Origin of the sequence: uncultured Roseibium sp. (assembly GCF_947494555.1) — a bacterium.
In the GTDB taxonomy this organism is placed as follows: domain Bacteria; phylum Pseudomonadota; class Alphaproteobacteria; order Rhizobiales; family Stappiaceae; genus Roseibium.
This window is the reverse complement of the sequence record NZ_CANLVF010000004.1, coordinates 716,092-730,245: the sequence shown is the minus strand read 5'-3', so window position 1 is coordinate 730,245 and position 14,154 is coordinate 716,092. Positions and strand designations below refer to the sequence as shown.

The window sequence follows — 14,154 nt, the reverse complement described above, 5'->3', positions numbered from 1 at the left end:
TGTCGCAATGTGAGCTCACATCGCTTGAAACGCACACAAGCGGAGGATTCCTCATGCCGACCAAACGCAACACCGGAGCATTCGATTTTACTGCCTTGAAAGTTGACTGGCCGATGCCGGCTTTCACAAACTGGGCCTTTGCCGAGCGCGAGGACCGGATGGAGGCAAAGGCAGTCGCCAGCTTCCAGAAAATGGGCAACACAATGTGGTCGCACGCGGAAAAGGCGTTCGACGACCACATGGAATTTGTCAGCCATCGCCTGCATGAAGATTTCGAATGCGCAAAATCCTTGAGCCAATGCGTCGCGCCTGAACAGACAATGGCGACACTTCAGGCCTTCTATTCAAAAATGGCCACGGAATATAAGGAACACTTCGAAAAACAGGCTGCGCTCTTCAGGGAAAGCGTAAGCGAAAACGCGGCTGCAGTGGAGGAGATCAACGAAACGGCGATGGAAAGCGTCGGTGAATTGGGCAAGGCCGCCGAAGAAAGCCTGAAGGAACAGAAGCCCGCAACGAAAACGCGCTCAAGAAACGCGGCATCCGGGAAAGGCTGAGAACAGCTTAAACCCTGACAGAAACGGATGGTGCGTTAAGCTCACCGACGAGAGCGGCGGATGTGCCAGATCAGTTCTTGTCTTCGGGGAGTTCAGGCAGCGGAAAGACGGAAATACCTTCATCAAGGAGTTCCGCTGCATCCTTCGGCGTCGTTTCACCGTAAATACTTCTTTCTTCAGACTCGCCGAAATGTATCTTCCGTGCCTCCGAGGCGAAATCGGTGCCGACATTTTCTGAATTCTCGATGATCCTGGTTCGAACCTGTCGCAACGTTTCCAGGATCTCTTTCTGCTGCACATCCGTTGGAAGAAGTGCATTGGGCTGAGGCGCGGGAGTTGCCGCACCTTCTGCCGGCGGCGCCTTCGTCTGCACCGATGCCGCGTTGGCAGTGGCGGTCTCGGCAATTTGTGAAGGCACGAGTTTTTCCTTGCGGCGGGACGTCGAGACGGCCGGGGCCATCAGCCCCTTTTCAACTTTCATCGATCCGCATACCGGACATGCGACAAGCTTGCGCTCCCGCTGGGACTCAAAATCGTCGGAATTCCGGAACCAGCCCTCAAAACCGTGTTTGGCGTCGCAAACAAGCGAGTACTTGATCAAGCGGGTTCCTCCTTGAGTGCCTCTGTTACCTTGCATTCGAACTGGCGTTCATTTGCAATTGCGGGAATGCGAGAGCGTGCCTTTTCAACGGCTTGCTTGTCAATCTCCGCGAGAACATACCCCGGCTCGTCGCCTTCCAGCTCCGCAATGATCTTCCCCCAAGGGTCCACGATCACGCTGTGACCGTAGGTTTCGCGGCCGTCCTCGTGGTTCCCCCCTTGCGCTGCTGAAATGACATATGCCCCGTTTTCGATCGCGCGGGCGCGCTGTAGCACATGCCAATGGGCTTTGCCAGTCTGCCGCGTAAACGCCGCCGGCGCTGTCAGCACTTCAGCGCCGAGACGCGATTGCGCCCGAAAGATTTCCGGAAAACGCACATCATAACAAATTGCCATTCCGAGTTTGACGCCGCTCAGTTCAACAATCACAGACTCATTGCCGGGCGCATAGGTCGCTGATTCACGCCAGCTTTCACCATTGGGCAGGTCGACATCGAACATGTGGATCTTGTCGTAAAAGACGGCAATCTTTCCATTAGGCGAAATCAGAACGGCCCGGTTTGCGACTTTTCCGTTTTCCAGGAGAATAGCGAGCGAACCGATATGGAGGTGCACACTGAGGTCCGAAGCAAGCCGGCAACCCATCTTTAGGAACTTGTCCTCGTGGAGCACCGAAATACGTTCCAGCAACTCGCTGCGGCTACGGACGAGCACATTCGACATTTCGGGTGTCTGAATGTAGGTCGCCCCTTCTGCTGCGGCAGCCCGGATCAGGTTTTCCGCGTTTTCCGTGTTTACCGAGATGGTCTTGCAGCTTCGCAATTGAATGCAGGCAGCAACAAAGGTGGCCATTCGATCGCCTCACGTTCCGTGAAAGAGTGTGATTGATCCGACACTTAATCAGGAAGACAACAAGGCGTCCAGTTTGCCCTGGTGCTCAAGATCATGCAGTTCATCGCAACCGCCAACATGAGTCCGACCGACAAAGATCTGCGGAAAGGTGGAACGTCCGTTCGCCTTCTGGATCATTTGCTTGCGGAGGCCACCGTCGAAAGTCGCGTCGTATTCCTTGTAGGCAACACCTTTTTTGTCGAGCAGCCGTTTTGCAGCAGTGCAAAAGCCGCACAATTGGCGGGTGTAGATTTCCACCTTTGGCATCGGTTGGATCCTTTTTTCAAATCGTTTGCCGCTGGCATCAACGACATCAATCAAAGTCGGGCGATATATGCGTGCCGTTTATGGAAACACAAGCGGGAATGCAATTCGTCAGGGAATTGCCGATCCCTCCTGATCGCTTCGTGAAGGATCCGCCAACGCGAATGTGAGGACATCGACCGATAAGGCCCCCGCGCTCAACAGAGTTTTTGTGCACGCGGCAATGGTCGACCCTGTTGTCATCACATCATCGATCAAAACAGCGTGACGACCATCCAGATGCCCGGCGCGCTGGGGAGAAATACGGAAGGCTGAGCGCACATTCTTCTGGCGCTCTTTGGCGGTCAGCCCCACCTGTTGCCGCGTTCGCTTGTGTCGCGTCAGCAATTCCGGCTCATAAGCCGCACCACATTCCTTCGCAATCACCTGGGCAAGTGCAGCCGACTGGTTGAAGCGCCTGGACAGCAGACGCATCCAATGCAAGGGAACCGGTACAATCAGACTGTCTGTGTTCAGAATTTCCCTCCCGGCAGACGTCATCCACTTGCCCATGGGCCGGGCGAGCTCGCGCCGGCCGCCAAATTTGAATGCGAGCACGAGGCTCTGTGCCGACCCTTCGTAAAAGGCAACTGAACGCAGACGGTCGAAAACCGGTGGTGACGCAATAGCACGCGGACTCCAGGCCTCTTCGCCAACATCATATGAAAACGGGACCCCGAGCCGGTAGCACACCGGTTTCTCGATAAAGGGCATACCGTTCCAGCACACCGGACAAAGTCCGTCTTCAGATCCGACGCGGGTGTCACAGCACATGCACCGCAAGGGCAGGAGCGCATCTAGGACGCCACGGGTGACGGTTGATGGCATTCGTGAAAATTTTTCGCGCAAAGAAATCAAAAAAACCAATCCTGGAAAGGCAAAACCTCGAAGGACAACCTAAAAGTGTTTTCTCCCGAATAAAACCACTTTTATCCAGGGAACGATTTTGACCTGAAAACGCAACTGTCCTAAGTGACGAACCACTCCACTTGTGAACGCTGGGTTTTTACGTGACCGCACAACCCGATCTTTTTGACCGCGATTTGTTCAGGGTAAGACGCGAGCGCGCATTGCGGCTTGGGGCACCTGGGACCGACTTTCTCTTGGCGGAGGTCGCACATGACCTGGCGGACAGGTTGCGCCTTGTAAATCGACGTTTTCAGACGGCAGTCGATCTCGGCGGTCACACCGGCCTGATCTCAAAGGCTATCTCCAGTTCGGGAAAAGTGGACAAGACGATCAGGGCGGATCTGTTCTTTCCAGATCCGGTGTTGTCTGCTCCGGATCTGGTCTGCGACGAAGCCTGCATTCCGTTCAAACCGCAATCGTGCGACCTCATCGTCTCTGCCCTGACCCTTCATGCGGTCAATGATCTCCCGGGCAGTCTGGTTCAGATCCGGCGTTCGCTTGCACCAGACGGCCTCTTTCTGGCCGTTCTACCTGGGGCCGGTACATTGACGGAGCTCCGCGACAGCCTGACAAGGGCTGAACTTGAATGCACCGGCGGTGCGGCTGCGCGCGTGCTTCCATTCGCCGATACACGTGATCTGGGCAGCTTGCTGCAGCGTGCCGGGTTTGCGCTGCCTGTCACGGATCTTGATACACTCACCGTGCGCTACGACAACATGTTCGCGCTGGTGAAAGACCTGCGCAACATGGGCGCGACGTCGATCCTCAAACAGACCGCGCGGCATCCGTTGTCCAGGCGAACACTTTTTCGGGCGGCAGAGATTTACGCTGAAAACCATGCCGACAGTGATGGCCGTATCAGAGCAAGTTTTGCGTTGGTGACCCTGTCGGGGTGGGCCCCCCACGAAAGTCAGCAACAACCGCTGCGTCCCGGTTCGGCAAAGTCACGGCTGGCTGATGCATTGGGAGTAAAAGAACAAAAGGTCTAGTGCTCAGACGGTGCGAGAGCAAATTTTCTATCAAAATGACCGGCGCCCAATCATTCCTTGGTTGTTTCGTCGAGCGTGCTGGAGATTTTTCCAAAGACATCATCGCGCATTGTTGTGCCGATCGGGCCGAGTCCGAGGATGATGATTGTCCCGAGCAGGGCGACAATCATTCCATACTCCATGGTCGTGGCACCACTTCTGTCTTTTGCAAATCGGGTTGCCAGCCGTTTGACCGATCCGTCTTTCTTTTGCTCTTTTTTCAATTCAGATGCTCCCGCCCCGCCTGGGACTGTTGCCTTGCTGCCTTACACCGCGTCGATCAGATGTGGAATGAGTGGCTCGTCTGCTGCCGGCATCGGATAGTCTCTCAGTCTGATCGCGCGCACCCACTTCAGGGCCTGGTTTTCCTTACCCATAGGAACACCATCCCACCTGCGGCAGATGTAAAGTGGCATGAGCAAATGAAAATCTTCATAAGTGTGACTTGCAAAAGTCAGGGGAGCCAAACACGCTTCGTTAACCTCGATTCCGAGCTCTTCACCAAGTTCCCGGATAAGGGTTTCTTCCGGTCGTTCGCCGGTTTCCACTTTCCCCCCCGGAAACTCCCACAAACCCGCCATTGATTTGCCTTCAGGGCGCTGCGCAAGCAGTATTCTGCCGTCAACGTCCACGAGCGCACAGGCCGCGACAAGCACGATCTTGGTCATTGCAAATGGTCCAGTTCTGGAATGTGCTGCAGGAAATCGTTAAGCACTTTCGGCATCGACTTGTCAGAAATGCGGAATCGTATCAGCTGCGGTAGTCGCCATTGATTGCGACATATTCTTTCGTCAGGTCGCAGGTCCACACAGTCGCATGACCTTCACCAAGTCCGAGGTCCACGCGAATGGAGATGTTTTCAGCCTTCATCACCGCTGATGCGGCCTCTTCGCTGTAGTCAGGATCCCTTTCCCCATCGACGGCGACGCGCACATCACCGAACCAGATCGCCAGCTTGTCCCGGTCGGCCGGTTCACCGGCTTTCCCGACGGCCATGACGACACGGCCCCAGTTCGCGTCTTCGCCGGCAACAGCAGTTTTCACCAGAGGTGAATTTGCAATTGAAAGCGCGATGGTTCGCGCAGAGGCATCACTCTCGGCCCGTTCGACACTGATCTCGACAAATTTCCGGGCACCTTCCCCGTCGCGCACGATTTGCTGGGCGAGGTTCTGCATAACGTCTCGCAAGGACGCGCGCAGGACATCCACTCTCGGATCTTCCAAGGTCAGGACAGGCGCAACACCGCGCCCTTCCGCAGCTCCCGTTGCGAACAGGAGGACTGTGTCCGACGTCGATGTATCGCTGTCCACGGTGATCGCATTGAAGCTTCCACCGGTTTCACCGCTCAAGAGCGCTTGCAGCACATTCTGGGAAATCGCCGCATCGGTAAAGACGAAAGACAGCATGGTTGCCATGTCGGGCGCGATCATGCCGGCCCCCTTTGCAATCCCGCTGATCGTTACCGATTGCCCGTCCAGATCGATGTTACAGGTCGCAACCTTCGGATAGGTGTCCGTCGTCATGATTGCCTTGGCCGCTTCAAGCCAGGCGCCTGCATCCTGATCCGCACAAAGACCACCGACAACATTCTCGAACTTTTCGGCCGGGAGCGGTTCGCCGATCACGCCTGTCGACGCAAGAAAAATCTCGCTTACGGGACAACCGAGCGCCCTGGAAACAATGTCGGCGGACAGGTCGACGGCAGCCCTGCCCTTTTTCCCGGTAAAAGCGTTCGCGTTCCCGGAGTTGACAAGGAGAGCGCGCGCTGTTCCACCCTGAAGCCGTTCTTTGCACCAGTCGACGGGAGCGGACGAACAGCGGGACTTGGTGAAAACGCCCGCGACCGTTGTGCCTTCGTCAAGAGTTGCGAGCAGGACATCCGTCCGGCCCGCATATTTGAGGCCCGCCGCCGCAGTTGAAAACTGCACGCCGGCAATCTCGGGCATGTCGGGGTAGGACTTTGGAGCGAGCGGTGAAACGGTCGTCGACATGACAGCTGTCCAGGTTGTTTGAACTTTCAGCTGTCCTTAAGGAGCGGATCTGGCAAGCGCAAGTCTTTTCCAAACGTGGAAATCACCGCGCAACGCAAGAAAAACCCGGCAGTTGCAACTGCCGGGTTTTCTCCGGGACCAGTCCGAACTTATTCAGACGCCTGGCCTTGTTCGCTTGGCAGTTCAAGCGTTTCATCAAGAATTTCGACGGCGATCGCATCCTTCAGCTCTACCATCTTGGCCTCGTATTGCTCACGCATGAGCTGCTGACGCAATTCACCGGCAACCGATTCAAACGCGGGTTTCTCCTGCTGGCGCTTGTCTTCCAGCTTGATCACGTGCCAGCCGAACTGGGTTTCGACCGGTTCTTTTGTGTAGGTACCGGCTTCCAGAGCAAACACAGCTTCCTCGAAAGGCTTGACCATCTGACCTCTGCCGAAATAGCCGAGGTCTCCACCGTTCGGACCTGACGGGCCGGTCGACTTTTCCTTGGCGAGTTCCACGAAATCCGCGCCACCATCCAGTTCCTTGATTAGGCTTTCGGCTTCAGCCTTGTCGTTCACCAGAATGTGACGCGCATTGATCTCCTCAGGACCCTCGTAGTCTTTGAATTGTTCTTCATAGGCGGAGCTGAGCACGTCGTCGGTGATGCTGCCATCGATCTTCTGGGCGATATACGCATTGCGCAATGCCTGCAGCTCGAGGAACTCAACTTGTTTCTTGAAATCCGGATCCTGATCCAGTCCGTCCTGCCGCGCCGCTTGCGCGATCAGCTCCATGTCGACAACGACATCGAGCAAAATTGCACGCCACTGGTCGGGTGGAAAACGCTGCAGCTGCTGGCCAAGGTCTTGTGCGGCAAACGCAATATCGGCTTCCGTGATCTCCGCATCTCCAACCTTGGCAATCACATCGCCGGGTTCGGCGGCGCTGAGAGAGGCGGATCCGAGCGTCATGGCCAGAAGGGAAACGGCAATAGCCTGAACCGGCCTGCGCATCGAAATTCGGAACATGAGATGTCCTTTACAAATAGGATCGGTAATTTTCATCCCCTCAATCCTGAGGGCGTGGGTACATTGCCTATTCCTGCGGCGTTGACAAGCATAGAGCCCCCTCTTATCTGTCGGGCGTCCCTGCTTTGGGCCGGGATGGCATCTTTTCGGCCGCATTCACCGGCCAGCGCGTTGCACTTGGCGGCAACGTGTACAGCAATTGAGACGATTTCATGGGCGGGCACCAGATTGCCACTTGGTGCCGCCTGGTAGGGAAGGACCGCCGCATGGCCGGCCTTGGCGCATTAGCACGTAAGCTTTTCGGTTCGGCGAACGACCGGAAGATCAAGACATTTCGGTCAAGAGTTGACGAAATCAACGCCCTTGAGCCGGAAGTTCAGGCGTTGTCCGACGAGGCTCTGAAGGCCCGCACAGACGACTTCCGTGGCCAATTGCAAAACGGCGCAAGCATCGAGGACATTCTTGTTCCTGCCTTTGCGACGGTGCGTGAAGCTGCAAAGCGCGCACTCGGGCAGCGGCACTACGACGTCCAGCTCATTGGCGGCATGGTCCTCAATTCCGGGCAGATCGCTGAAATGCGGACAGGTGAAGGCAAGACGCTGGTCGCGACCGCACCCGTTTATCTGAATGCCTTGACGGGTAACGGTGTTCACGTGGTCACCGTGAACGACTACCTCGCCCAACGTGACAGCGAATGGATGGGGCAGGTCTACAAGTTTCTCGGCCTGACCGTCGGCTGCATCACCCATGGCCTTTCCGACGATGAACGCCGTGCGGCCTATGACGCGGATGTGACCTACGGCACCAACAACGAATTCGGATTTGACTACCTGCGCGACAACATGAAGCACGATCGTGCGTCAATGGTGCAACGCGACCATTCGTTTGCGATCGTCGACGAAGTCGACTCGATCCTGGTTGATGAAGCACGGACACCGTTGATTATTTCGGGACCGCTGGAAGACCGTTCGGAGTTCTACAACACGGTTGACGCTTTTATCCCGCTCTTGACGGAAGAAGACTACGAGCTCGACGAAAAGCAACGATCTGCGAGCTTCACCGAGGCCGGAAACGAAAAGCTCGAAGAACTGCTTAGAGAAGCGGATCTCCTGAAAGGTGACTCGCTTTATGACGTCGAGAACGTCTCGATCGTTCACCACCTGCAACAGTCTCTGAAGGCACACAAGCTCTTCCAGCGCGACAAGGACTACATTGTGCGCAACGGCGAAGTGGTGATCATCGATGAATTCACCGGTCGCATGATGCCCGGCCGCCGTTTCTCGGAAGGTCTGCATCAGTCGCTTGAGGCACGCGAAAAGGTTCGTATACAGCCTGAGAACCAGACGCTCGCGTCGATCACGTTCCAGAACTACTTCCGCATGTATGAAAAGCTCGCCGGCATGACCGGCACCGCAGCAACCGAAGCCGATGAATTTGCGGACATCTATAAGCTAGAGGTCGTTGAAATTCCGACCAACGTGACCGTTAAACGCATCGACGACGACGACGAGGTCTACCGGACCGTCCAGGAAAAGTTCAACGCGATCGCCATGTTGATCGATGACTGCAAGGAGCGCGGGCAACCCATTCTGGTCGGCACCACGTCGATCGAAAAATCCGAATTCCTCGCAGAATTGTTAAAAAAGCACGGCTACAAGCAGATTGACCTCAGCGACCCGGCTGCCTTTGCGGCCGCTCAGAAGAAAGAGGGCGGCAAATCCAAGATCTTCGCGGTTCTGAACGCGAGATACCACGAGCAGGAAGCTTTCATCGTTGCCCAGGCCGGTCTGCCGGGCGCCGTCACCATTGCAACCAACATGGCAGGCCGCGGCACCGACATTCAGCTCGGCGGCAACGCCGACATGCAGATTTCGATGGAACTCGGAGACATGCCGGAAGGCGCGGAGCGCTCTGCCAAGGAAGCCAAGATTCGTTCCGAGGTCGAAGCACTTAAGGACAAGGCCCTGAACGCTGGCGGTCTCTATGTGATCGGCACAGAGCGCCATGAAAGCCGGCGGATCGACAACCAGCTTCGCGGACGTTCGGGCCGCCAGGGCGACCCAGGCCACTCGAAGTTTTTCCTGTCGCTGCAGGATGACCTGATGCGCATCTTCGGATCCGAGCGCATGGATTCCATGCTTCAGAAGCTCGGTCTGGAAGAAGGCGAAGCCATCATCCATCCCTGGATCAACAAGGCGCTGGAAAAGGCGCAGCAGAAAGTTGAAGCCCGCAACTTCGACATCCGCAAAAACCTGCTGAAATTCGATGATGTGATGAACGACCAGCGGAAGGTGGTTTTCGAGCAGCGTATCGAATTGATGGACAGCGAAGCGATCCAGGATGCCGTGAACGACATGCGCCACGACGTGATCGATGATCTCGTTGCTGCCCATATTCCGGAAAAAGCCTATCCGGAACAATGGGACACCGAAGGCCTGCAGGAGGAGGTCCAGAAATACCTGAACATGGATCTTCCGGTTAAGGACTGGGCGGCTGAAGAGGGTATTGCGGAAGAAGAAGTGAAAGATCGCCTGCGCCGGACAGCCGACGAGGCCATGGCTCAGAAGGTTGCCAAATACACACCCGACATCATGCGCCAGGTCGAAAAGGCCATCTTGCTTCAGACACTGGACAATCTGTGGCGTGAACACCTGGCCAACCTTGACCATCTGCGGTCGGTCGTCGGGTTCCGCGGTTATGCGCAGCGCGATCCGCTTCAGGAGTACAAAACAGAGGCATTTACGCTGTTCGAATCCATGCTCGCACAGCTTCGCCAGATGACGACTGCACAGTTGCTGCGTGTTGAACTTGTTACGGAACAGCCTCCGCAGATGCCGGAGCAGCCCGAAATGCATGCGCACCACATCGACCCGACCACCGGGGAAGATGAAATGGCAGTGGCCGATGCGCAGCTCAGATCGGTCCCACCAGGCGAACGGGATCCGCAAGAACCGTCGACATGGGGCAAGGTCGGTCGCAACGAGCTTTGCCCGTGCGGATCAGGCAAAAAATACAAGCACTGCCACGGCGCGCTTAACTGACCGACATACTTTGAACGAGAAACTCTCAAAGCGGCGCCATAGTGCGCCGCTTTTTTCGTCTACACCTCTTCGGCCACGACCCGGCTACGCGGTGTATTCGTCTTGCAACGGATCAGCTGATGCAGCGCCACCCGAGGCACCATTGATTTGCAGCTTGCTTATCCTTGCCGTGCCCTCTTCCGAAAGCATCTCATTCGGCCACTGTCTCGAAACAACTCCAAAAAGAACTTGCTACAAGAACAACTCCTATTGCTCGACCGTAGCGGAGCTACGGAGGCAAATTGTTGTGTCGGATATGAGCATGCATTACCCTACGTCACCAACGGAACATGTGGGTTTGGGTTCTCGGTTTAGGCGACAACAAGACCAATAAGTGCTGCGTCCGGTTGAGCTGCAAAGCCATACGCGATAGCGAGGCCGTGCAGAATGGGTAAGTTTCATATCGAAATCATCAAGCCGTCCCACTACGACGATGACGGCTATGTGTTGCAATGGTGGAAAGCCTGGATCCCCTCAAATTCAATGGCTTGTCTTTACGCCATTGCGCAGGATTGTTCTGCGCGCAAAGTCCTCGGTGAAGATACGGATATTGCCGTCGACGCCTATGATGAAATGACGATGCGCGTCCCGCTCCGCCAGATCATAGAAAGGACCAGAGACGGTCGCGGGATTGTGTGTCTGGTAGGCGTTCAATCAAACCAGTTTCCAAGAGCGCTGGATATTGCGCAGCAGCTCAGGAGCGAAAACGTAACCGTGCTCATGGGCGGGTTTCACGTCTCCGGGTGCCTGTCCATGCTGAAGGACATCCCAAGCGACCTTCAGGAAGCAATAGACATGGGCGTGGTTCTGTTTGCTGGAGAAGCCGAAGAACACTTCGAAACGCTCCTGAAAGAAGCCGCAGATTGTCGTTTGAAGCCGGTCTACAACGTGATGCACGATCTGCCGGGACTGCAGCAGCAGGTGCCGCCGTTGCTGCCTCAGTCCATTGTGCGCAAATACGATGGCAGCCTTTCCTCTTTCGATGCGGGACGCGGGTGTCCGTTCCAGTGCTCCTTCTGCACGATCATCAACGTGCAGGGCAGGAAGTCGCGCTGGCGGGACGCGGACGATATCGAGAATCTGATCAGGGCCAACCACGCGCAGGGCATCACGTCCTTCTTCATCACCGACGACAACTTTGCCCGCAACAAGAACTGGGAGCCGATTTTCGACCGCATCATCGAGCTGAAGGAACAGGATGGGATCCGCATTCATTTCCTGATCCAGATCGACACGCTCGCGCACCGCCTGCCGGGCTTTGTCGACAAGGCGGCACGCGCCGGCTGCACCCATGTTTTTATCGGGCTGGAAAGCATCAACCCCGAAAACCTCGCCCACATGAAGAAGGGGCAGAACCGCATCACCGAATACCGGAAGATGTTTCAGCTCTGGAAAGAGGCCGGGATCATAACCTATGCCGGTTTCATCATGGGCCTGCCGAACGACACGCCTGAAAGCATTCGCCGCGACATCGAGATCATTCAGCGGGAATTGCCGGTCGACATGCTTGAGTTCACCATGCTCACCCCGTTGCCGGGCTCCGAGGACCATCAGAAACTCTACGAAAAGGGAACATGGCTCGATCCCGACCTCAACCGGTACGACCTGGAACACACCACGTGCGAGCATCCGGTCATGAGCGCCGAGGTTTGGCAGCAGACCTACCGGGACATCTGGGACTGGTACTACACGGACGCACATGTCGAGACACTGATGCGCCGGAATGTGGCCTATGGCATCAAGCCCGTCAGGGTCTGGCGGCTCTGCCTGCAGATTTACGGCGCGATGCGCTTCGAGGGCGTGCACCCGCAGCAATGCGGCTATTTCAGATACAAGGACCGGCGCCAGCGCAGACCGGGCTTCAAGCGCTGGCCCGCTGCGCTTCACTATCCTGCATTTGCATTTGAAAGCCTGGTGAAATACCTCCGTTTCGGTCACTACGGATGGAAAATTCACAAACTGAGAAAGCGGATCCAGAGAGATCCTCAAGGCGCAAACTACACGGATTTCGCCATTCAGCCGGTGACTGACGCAGAAGGTGAAAATCTTGAAATCTTCAATCTCAACGATGCCGCCAAAGAGGCCGTCGCGAAGGCAAAGCGTCAGAAGGAGATCCTGGGAAAAACGCAGCCCAAGGAGAAAAAGGTTTCGGCATGAGCGGAGCCGGTGGTGCGGCGCGCAGTGACTACTTGTGAAACAGCTTGCCGAAGGCAAAGCTTGGGCTGGCCTTTTTCCTGAAATTGCTGCAGGTTGCGGCGAGCATCCTTGCCTCAATTCAGACCTGACACCTTGATGAACAAGACGGCTGCCTCAAAAATCTACGTCTCGCGCCGGGAGACTGCAAGACCGGCAGATCCATTGCTGAGCGTGATTGTCCCCGTCTTTAACGAAGAAGACGTGATAGGCCATTTTCTTGAGGCAACCCGGCCCGTACTCGAGAAAACAGGACTTGCTTACGAGTACGTTTTCATCGACGACGGCAGCCGCGATACGACCGCAGATTTCCTGTCCGAAAAACTCAAAAACGGTCTCCCCGGCAGATTGCTTGGCCTTTCTCGGAACTTCGGCAAGGAAGCCGCCTTGTCTGCGGGTCTGGAAGCGGTGCGCGGAGACATTACCGTCATCATGGACGCCGACCTTCAGGATCCGCCGGAACTGATATTGCAGATGCTGGACGGCTGGCGTGCGGGATACGACGTCATCTACGGTCTTCGTGTCGACAGATCGTCCGACACGGTGCTGAAGCGGTCGACCGCAAACATGTTCTACAAACTGTTCAACAAGCTCGCAAATATCGACATGCCGGCAAATGCTGGCGACTATCGCCTGATCGACCGGGCCGTCATCGACGCCCTCCTGCGCCTTCCCGAACGGAATCGTTTCATGAAGGGCTTGTTTGCCTGGGTCGGTTTTCCGGCGATGGCCATTCCTTATGAACGACCCGCGCGCAAGGCCGGCGACGGAAAATTTAACTACTGGAAACTCTGGAATTTCGCCCTTGATGGGTTGACCGGATTCACGACGCTGCCGTTGCGCGTTTGGTTTTACGGAGGCGCAGCAATTTCCTTCGGAGCTTTTGCCTACGCGATTTTCCTCATAATCCGCACATCCATTTTTGGTGTGGACCTGCCTGGCTATGCCTCCTTGATGGTTGCGCTCCTGTTTTTCTCTGGCGTCCAGCTCCTGTCGATCGGAATGATCGGGGAATATATCGCCCGGCTCTTCAACGAAGCCAAGCAGCGGCCGGTCTATATCCTGCAGGATGTCATCGAAGGCGAACAACAGGAAGGCGCAGAGACAGGCAAGGGCACCGATGCTGGCTAAGGTGAACCGTGAAACGCTGAAAACGGAAGGTGCAGCGGCGGGCAAATTCGCGATAATCGGCATTCTCGCAACGCTTACCCACGCGGTCGTTGCCTCGGTCTTGTTCGAAACAAGGCTTCTCGCCGTCGTGCCATCGAATGTCTGCGGCTTTCTGTCAGCCTTTGCTGTCTCCTTCAGCGGGCACTATTTCTGGAGCTTCAACCACTTGAGGCAGGCTGGAACCCTATTGAAAACCATGACGAGGTTCCTGATCATTTCCGTCAGCGGGTTCGCGCTCAACTCCACGATCCTCGCACTTTGGCTTGCGTTCGCCCCGTGGCCTGAGATCTACGGTCTCTGGCTTGCAATTGCGGTGGTGCCGGCTTTTTCCTTCGTAGGAGCCAGGCTCTGGGCCTTTGCCCACCATCCGGCGGCGTCCTGAGCGGACAATATTCAAGCGACCTCAAAGAGGAAAACA

The 14,154-nt window shown here is 56.1% G+C and carries 14 protein-coding genes; 6 read left to right on the top strand and 8 right to left on the bottom strand.

The features are described from left to right. Nucleotides 1–53: 53 nt before the first annotated feature. On the top strand, nucleotides 54–557 hold the full coding sequence (locus tag Q0915_RS22410) for a hypothetical protein (protein WP_299479057.1): 504 nt from the start codon (nucleotides 54–56) through the stop codon (nucleotides 555–557). 70 nt (nucleotides 558–627) lie between these two features. Here Q0915_RS22410 and Q0915_RS22405 read toward each other — a convergent pair whose 3' ends face one another. The 4 genes from Q0915_RS22405 to Q0915_RS22390 all read right to left on the bottom strand — a co-directional run bounded on the left by Q0915_RS22405 (nucleotide 628) and on the right by Q0915_RS22390 (nucleotide 3,179). Beyond that, nucleotides 628–1,158 carry a DUF1178 family protein gene (locus tag Q0915_RS22405; RefSeq protein ID WP_299479054.1) on the bottom strand — a complete coding sequence of 177 codons (531 nt, stop codon included), beginning with the start codon at nucleotides 1,156–1,158 and terminating at the stop codon, nucleotides 628–630. Next, complete coding sequence (locus Q0915_RS22400) at nucleotides 1,155–2,009, bottom strand: carbon-nitrogen hydrolase family protein (protein WP_299479051.1); 855 nt, start codon at nucleotides 2,007–2,009, stop codon at nucleotides 1,155–1,157. Before Q0915_RS22400 ends, Q0915_RS22405 begins: the two co-directional genes overlap by 4 nt. Nucleotides 2,010–2,057: 48 nt before the next feature. Further along, entirely contained in the window at nucleotides 2,058–2,315 is a 258-nt protein-coding gene (grxC, locus tag Q0915_RS22395) for a glutaredoxin 3 (protein ID WP_299479047.1), read from the bottom strand. 108 nt (nucleotides 2,316–2,423) lie between these two features. Next, nucleotides 2,424–3,179, bottom strand: a complete 756-nt coding sequence (locus Q0915_RS22390) for a ComF family protein (RefSeq protein ID WP_299479044.1) — start codon at nucleotides 3,177–3,179, stop codon at nucleotides 2,424–2,426. A gap of 182 nt (nucleotides 3,180–3,361) precedes the next feature. Between Q0915_RS22390 and Q0915_RS22385 the strand changes: the two genes are divergently transcribed. Next, complete coding sequence (locus Q0915_RS22385) at nucleotides 3,362–4,249, top strand: methyltransferase domain-containing protein (RefSeq protein WP_299479041.1); 888 nt, start codon at nucleotides 3,362–3,364, stop codon at nucleotides 4,247–4,249. A gap of 50 nt (nucleotides 4,250–4,299) precedes the next feature. On the opposite strand, the gene Q0915_RS22380 is transcribed toward Q0915_RS22385, so the two are convergent. From Q0915_RS22380 to Q0915_RS22365, 4 genes are all read right to left on the bottom strand, one after another. Further along, nucleotides 4,300–4,512, bottom strand: a complete 213-nt coding sequence (locus tag Q0915_RS22380) for a Flp family type IVb pilin (protein ID WP_299479038.1) — start codon at nucleotides 4,510–4,512, stop codon at nucleotides 4,300–4,302. 42 nt (nucleotides 4,513–4,554) lie between these two features. Beyond that, nucleotides 4,555–4,956 (bottom strand): (deoxy)nucleoside triphosphate pyrophosphohydrolase, encoded by a 402-nt coding sequence (locus Q0915_RS22375; RefSeq protein WP_299479035.1) that lies wholly within the window; start codon nucleotides 4,954–4,956, stop codon nucleotides 4,555–4,557. 82 nt (nucleotides 4,957–5,038) lie between these two features. Continuing rightward, a complete protein-coding gene (gene argJ / locus Q0915_RS22370; protein WP_299479033.1) occupies nucleotides 5,039–6,280 on the bottom strand; it encodes a bifunctional glutamate N-acetyltransferase/amino-acid acetyltransferase ArgJ in 1,242 nt (413 codons plus the stop codon). A gap of 149 nt (nucleotides 6,281–6,429) precedes the next feature. Next, entirely contained in the window at nucleotides 6,430–7,293 is an 864-nt protein-coding gene (locus Q0915_RS22365) for a peptidylprolyl isomerase (protein ID WP_299479030.1), read from the bottom strand. Between the two features lie 266 nt (nucleotides 7,294–7,559). On the opposite strand from Q0915_RS22365, the gene secA reads away from it, so the two are divergent. From secA to Q0915_RS22345, 4 genes are all read left to right on the top strand, one after another. Beyond that, on the top strand, nucleotides 7,560–10,334 hold the full coding sequence (gene secA / locus Q0915_RS22360; RefSeq protein WP_299479027.1) for a preprotein translocase subunit SecA: 2,775 nt from the start codon (nucleotides 7,560–7,562) through the stop codon (nucleotides 10,332–10,334). 426 nt (nucleotides 10,335–10,760) lie between these two features. Then, nucleotides 10,761–12,530: a B12-binding domain-containing radical SAM protein gene (locus Q0915_RS22355; RefSeq protein WP_299479024.1), complete on the top strand. Its 1,770-nt coding sequence runs from the start codon at nucleotides 10,761–10,763 to the stop codon at nucleotides 12,528–12,530. Between the two features lie 135 nt (nucleotides 12,531–12,665). After that, entirely contained in the window at nucleotides 12,666–13,697 is a 1,032-nt protein-coding gene (locus Q0915_RS22350; protein WP_299479021.1) for a glycosyltransferase family 2 protein, read from the top strand. Then, nucleotides 13,687–14,118: a GtrA family protein gene (locus tag Q0915_RS22345; protein WP_299479018.1), complete on the top strand. Its 432-nt coding sequence runs from the start codon at nucleotides 13,687–13,689 to the stop codon at nucleotides 14,116–14,118. The genes Q0915_RS22350 and Q0915_RS22345 overlap by 11 nt, the downstream gene beginning before the upstream one ends. Nucleotides 14,119–14,154 lie beyond the last annotated feature (36 nt).

Bases quoted from the DNA above. Each gene is read 5' to 3' on its own strand.
- Q0915_RS22355 (WP_299479024.1), top strand. From the start codon at position 10,761: ATGGGTAAGTTTCATATCGAAATCATCAAGCCGTCCCACTACGACGAT.
- Q0915_RS22390 (WP_299479044.1), bottom strand. From the start codon at position 3,179: ATGCCATCAACCGTCACCCGTGGCGTCCTAGATGCGCTCCTGCCCTTG.
- Q0915_RS22350 (WP_299479021.1), top strand. From the start codon at position 12,666: ATGAACAAGACGGCTGCCTCAAAAATCTACGTCTCGCGCCGGGAGACT.
- Q0915_RS22375 (WP_299479035.1), bottom strand. From the start codon at position 4,956: ATGACCAAGATCGTGCTTGTCGCGGCCTGTGCGCTCGTGGACGTTGAC.
- Q0915_RS22345 (WP_299479018.1), top strand. From the start codon at position 13,687: ATGCTGGCTAAGGTGAACCGTGAAACGCTGAAAACGGAAGGTGCAGCG.
- Q0915_RS22400 (WP_299479051.1), bottom strand. From the start codon at position 2,009: ATGGCCACCTTTGTTGCTGCCTGCATTCAATTGCGAAGCTGCAAGACC.
- argJ (WP_299479033.1), bottom strand. From the start codon at position 6,280: ATGTCGACGACCGTTTCACCGCTCGCTCCAAAGTCCTACCCCGACATG.
- grxC (WP_299479047.1), bottom strand. From the start codon at position 2,315: ATGCCAAAGGTGGAAATCTACACCCGCCAATTGTGCGGCTTTTGCACT.
- secA (WP_299479027.1), top strand. From the start codon at position 7,560: ATGGCCGGCCTTGGCGCATTAGCACGTAAGCTTTTCGGTTCGGCGAAC.
- Q0915_RS22365 (WP_299479030.1), bottom strand. From the start codon at position 7,293: ATGTTCCGAATTTCGATGCGCAGGCCGGTTCAGGCTATTGCCGTTTCC.
- Q0915_RS22410 (WP_299479057.1), top strand. From the start codon at position 54: ATGCCGACCAAACGCAACACCGGAGCATTCGATTTTACTGCCTTGAAA.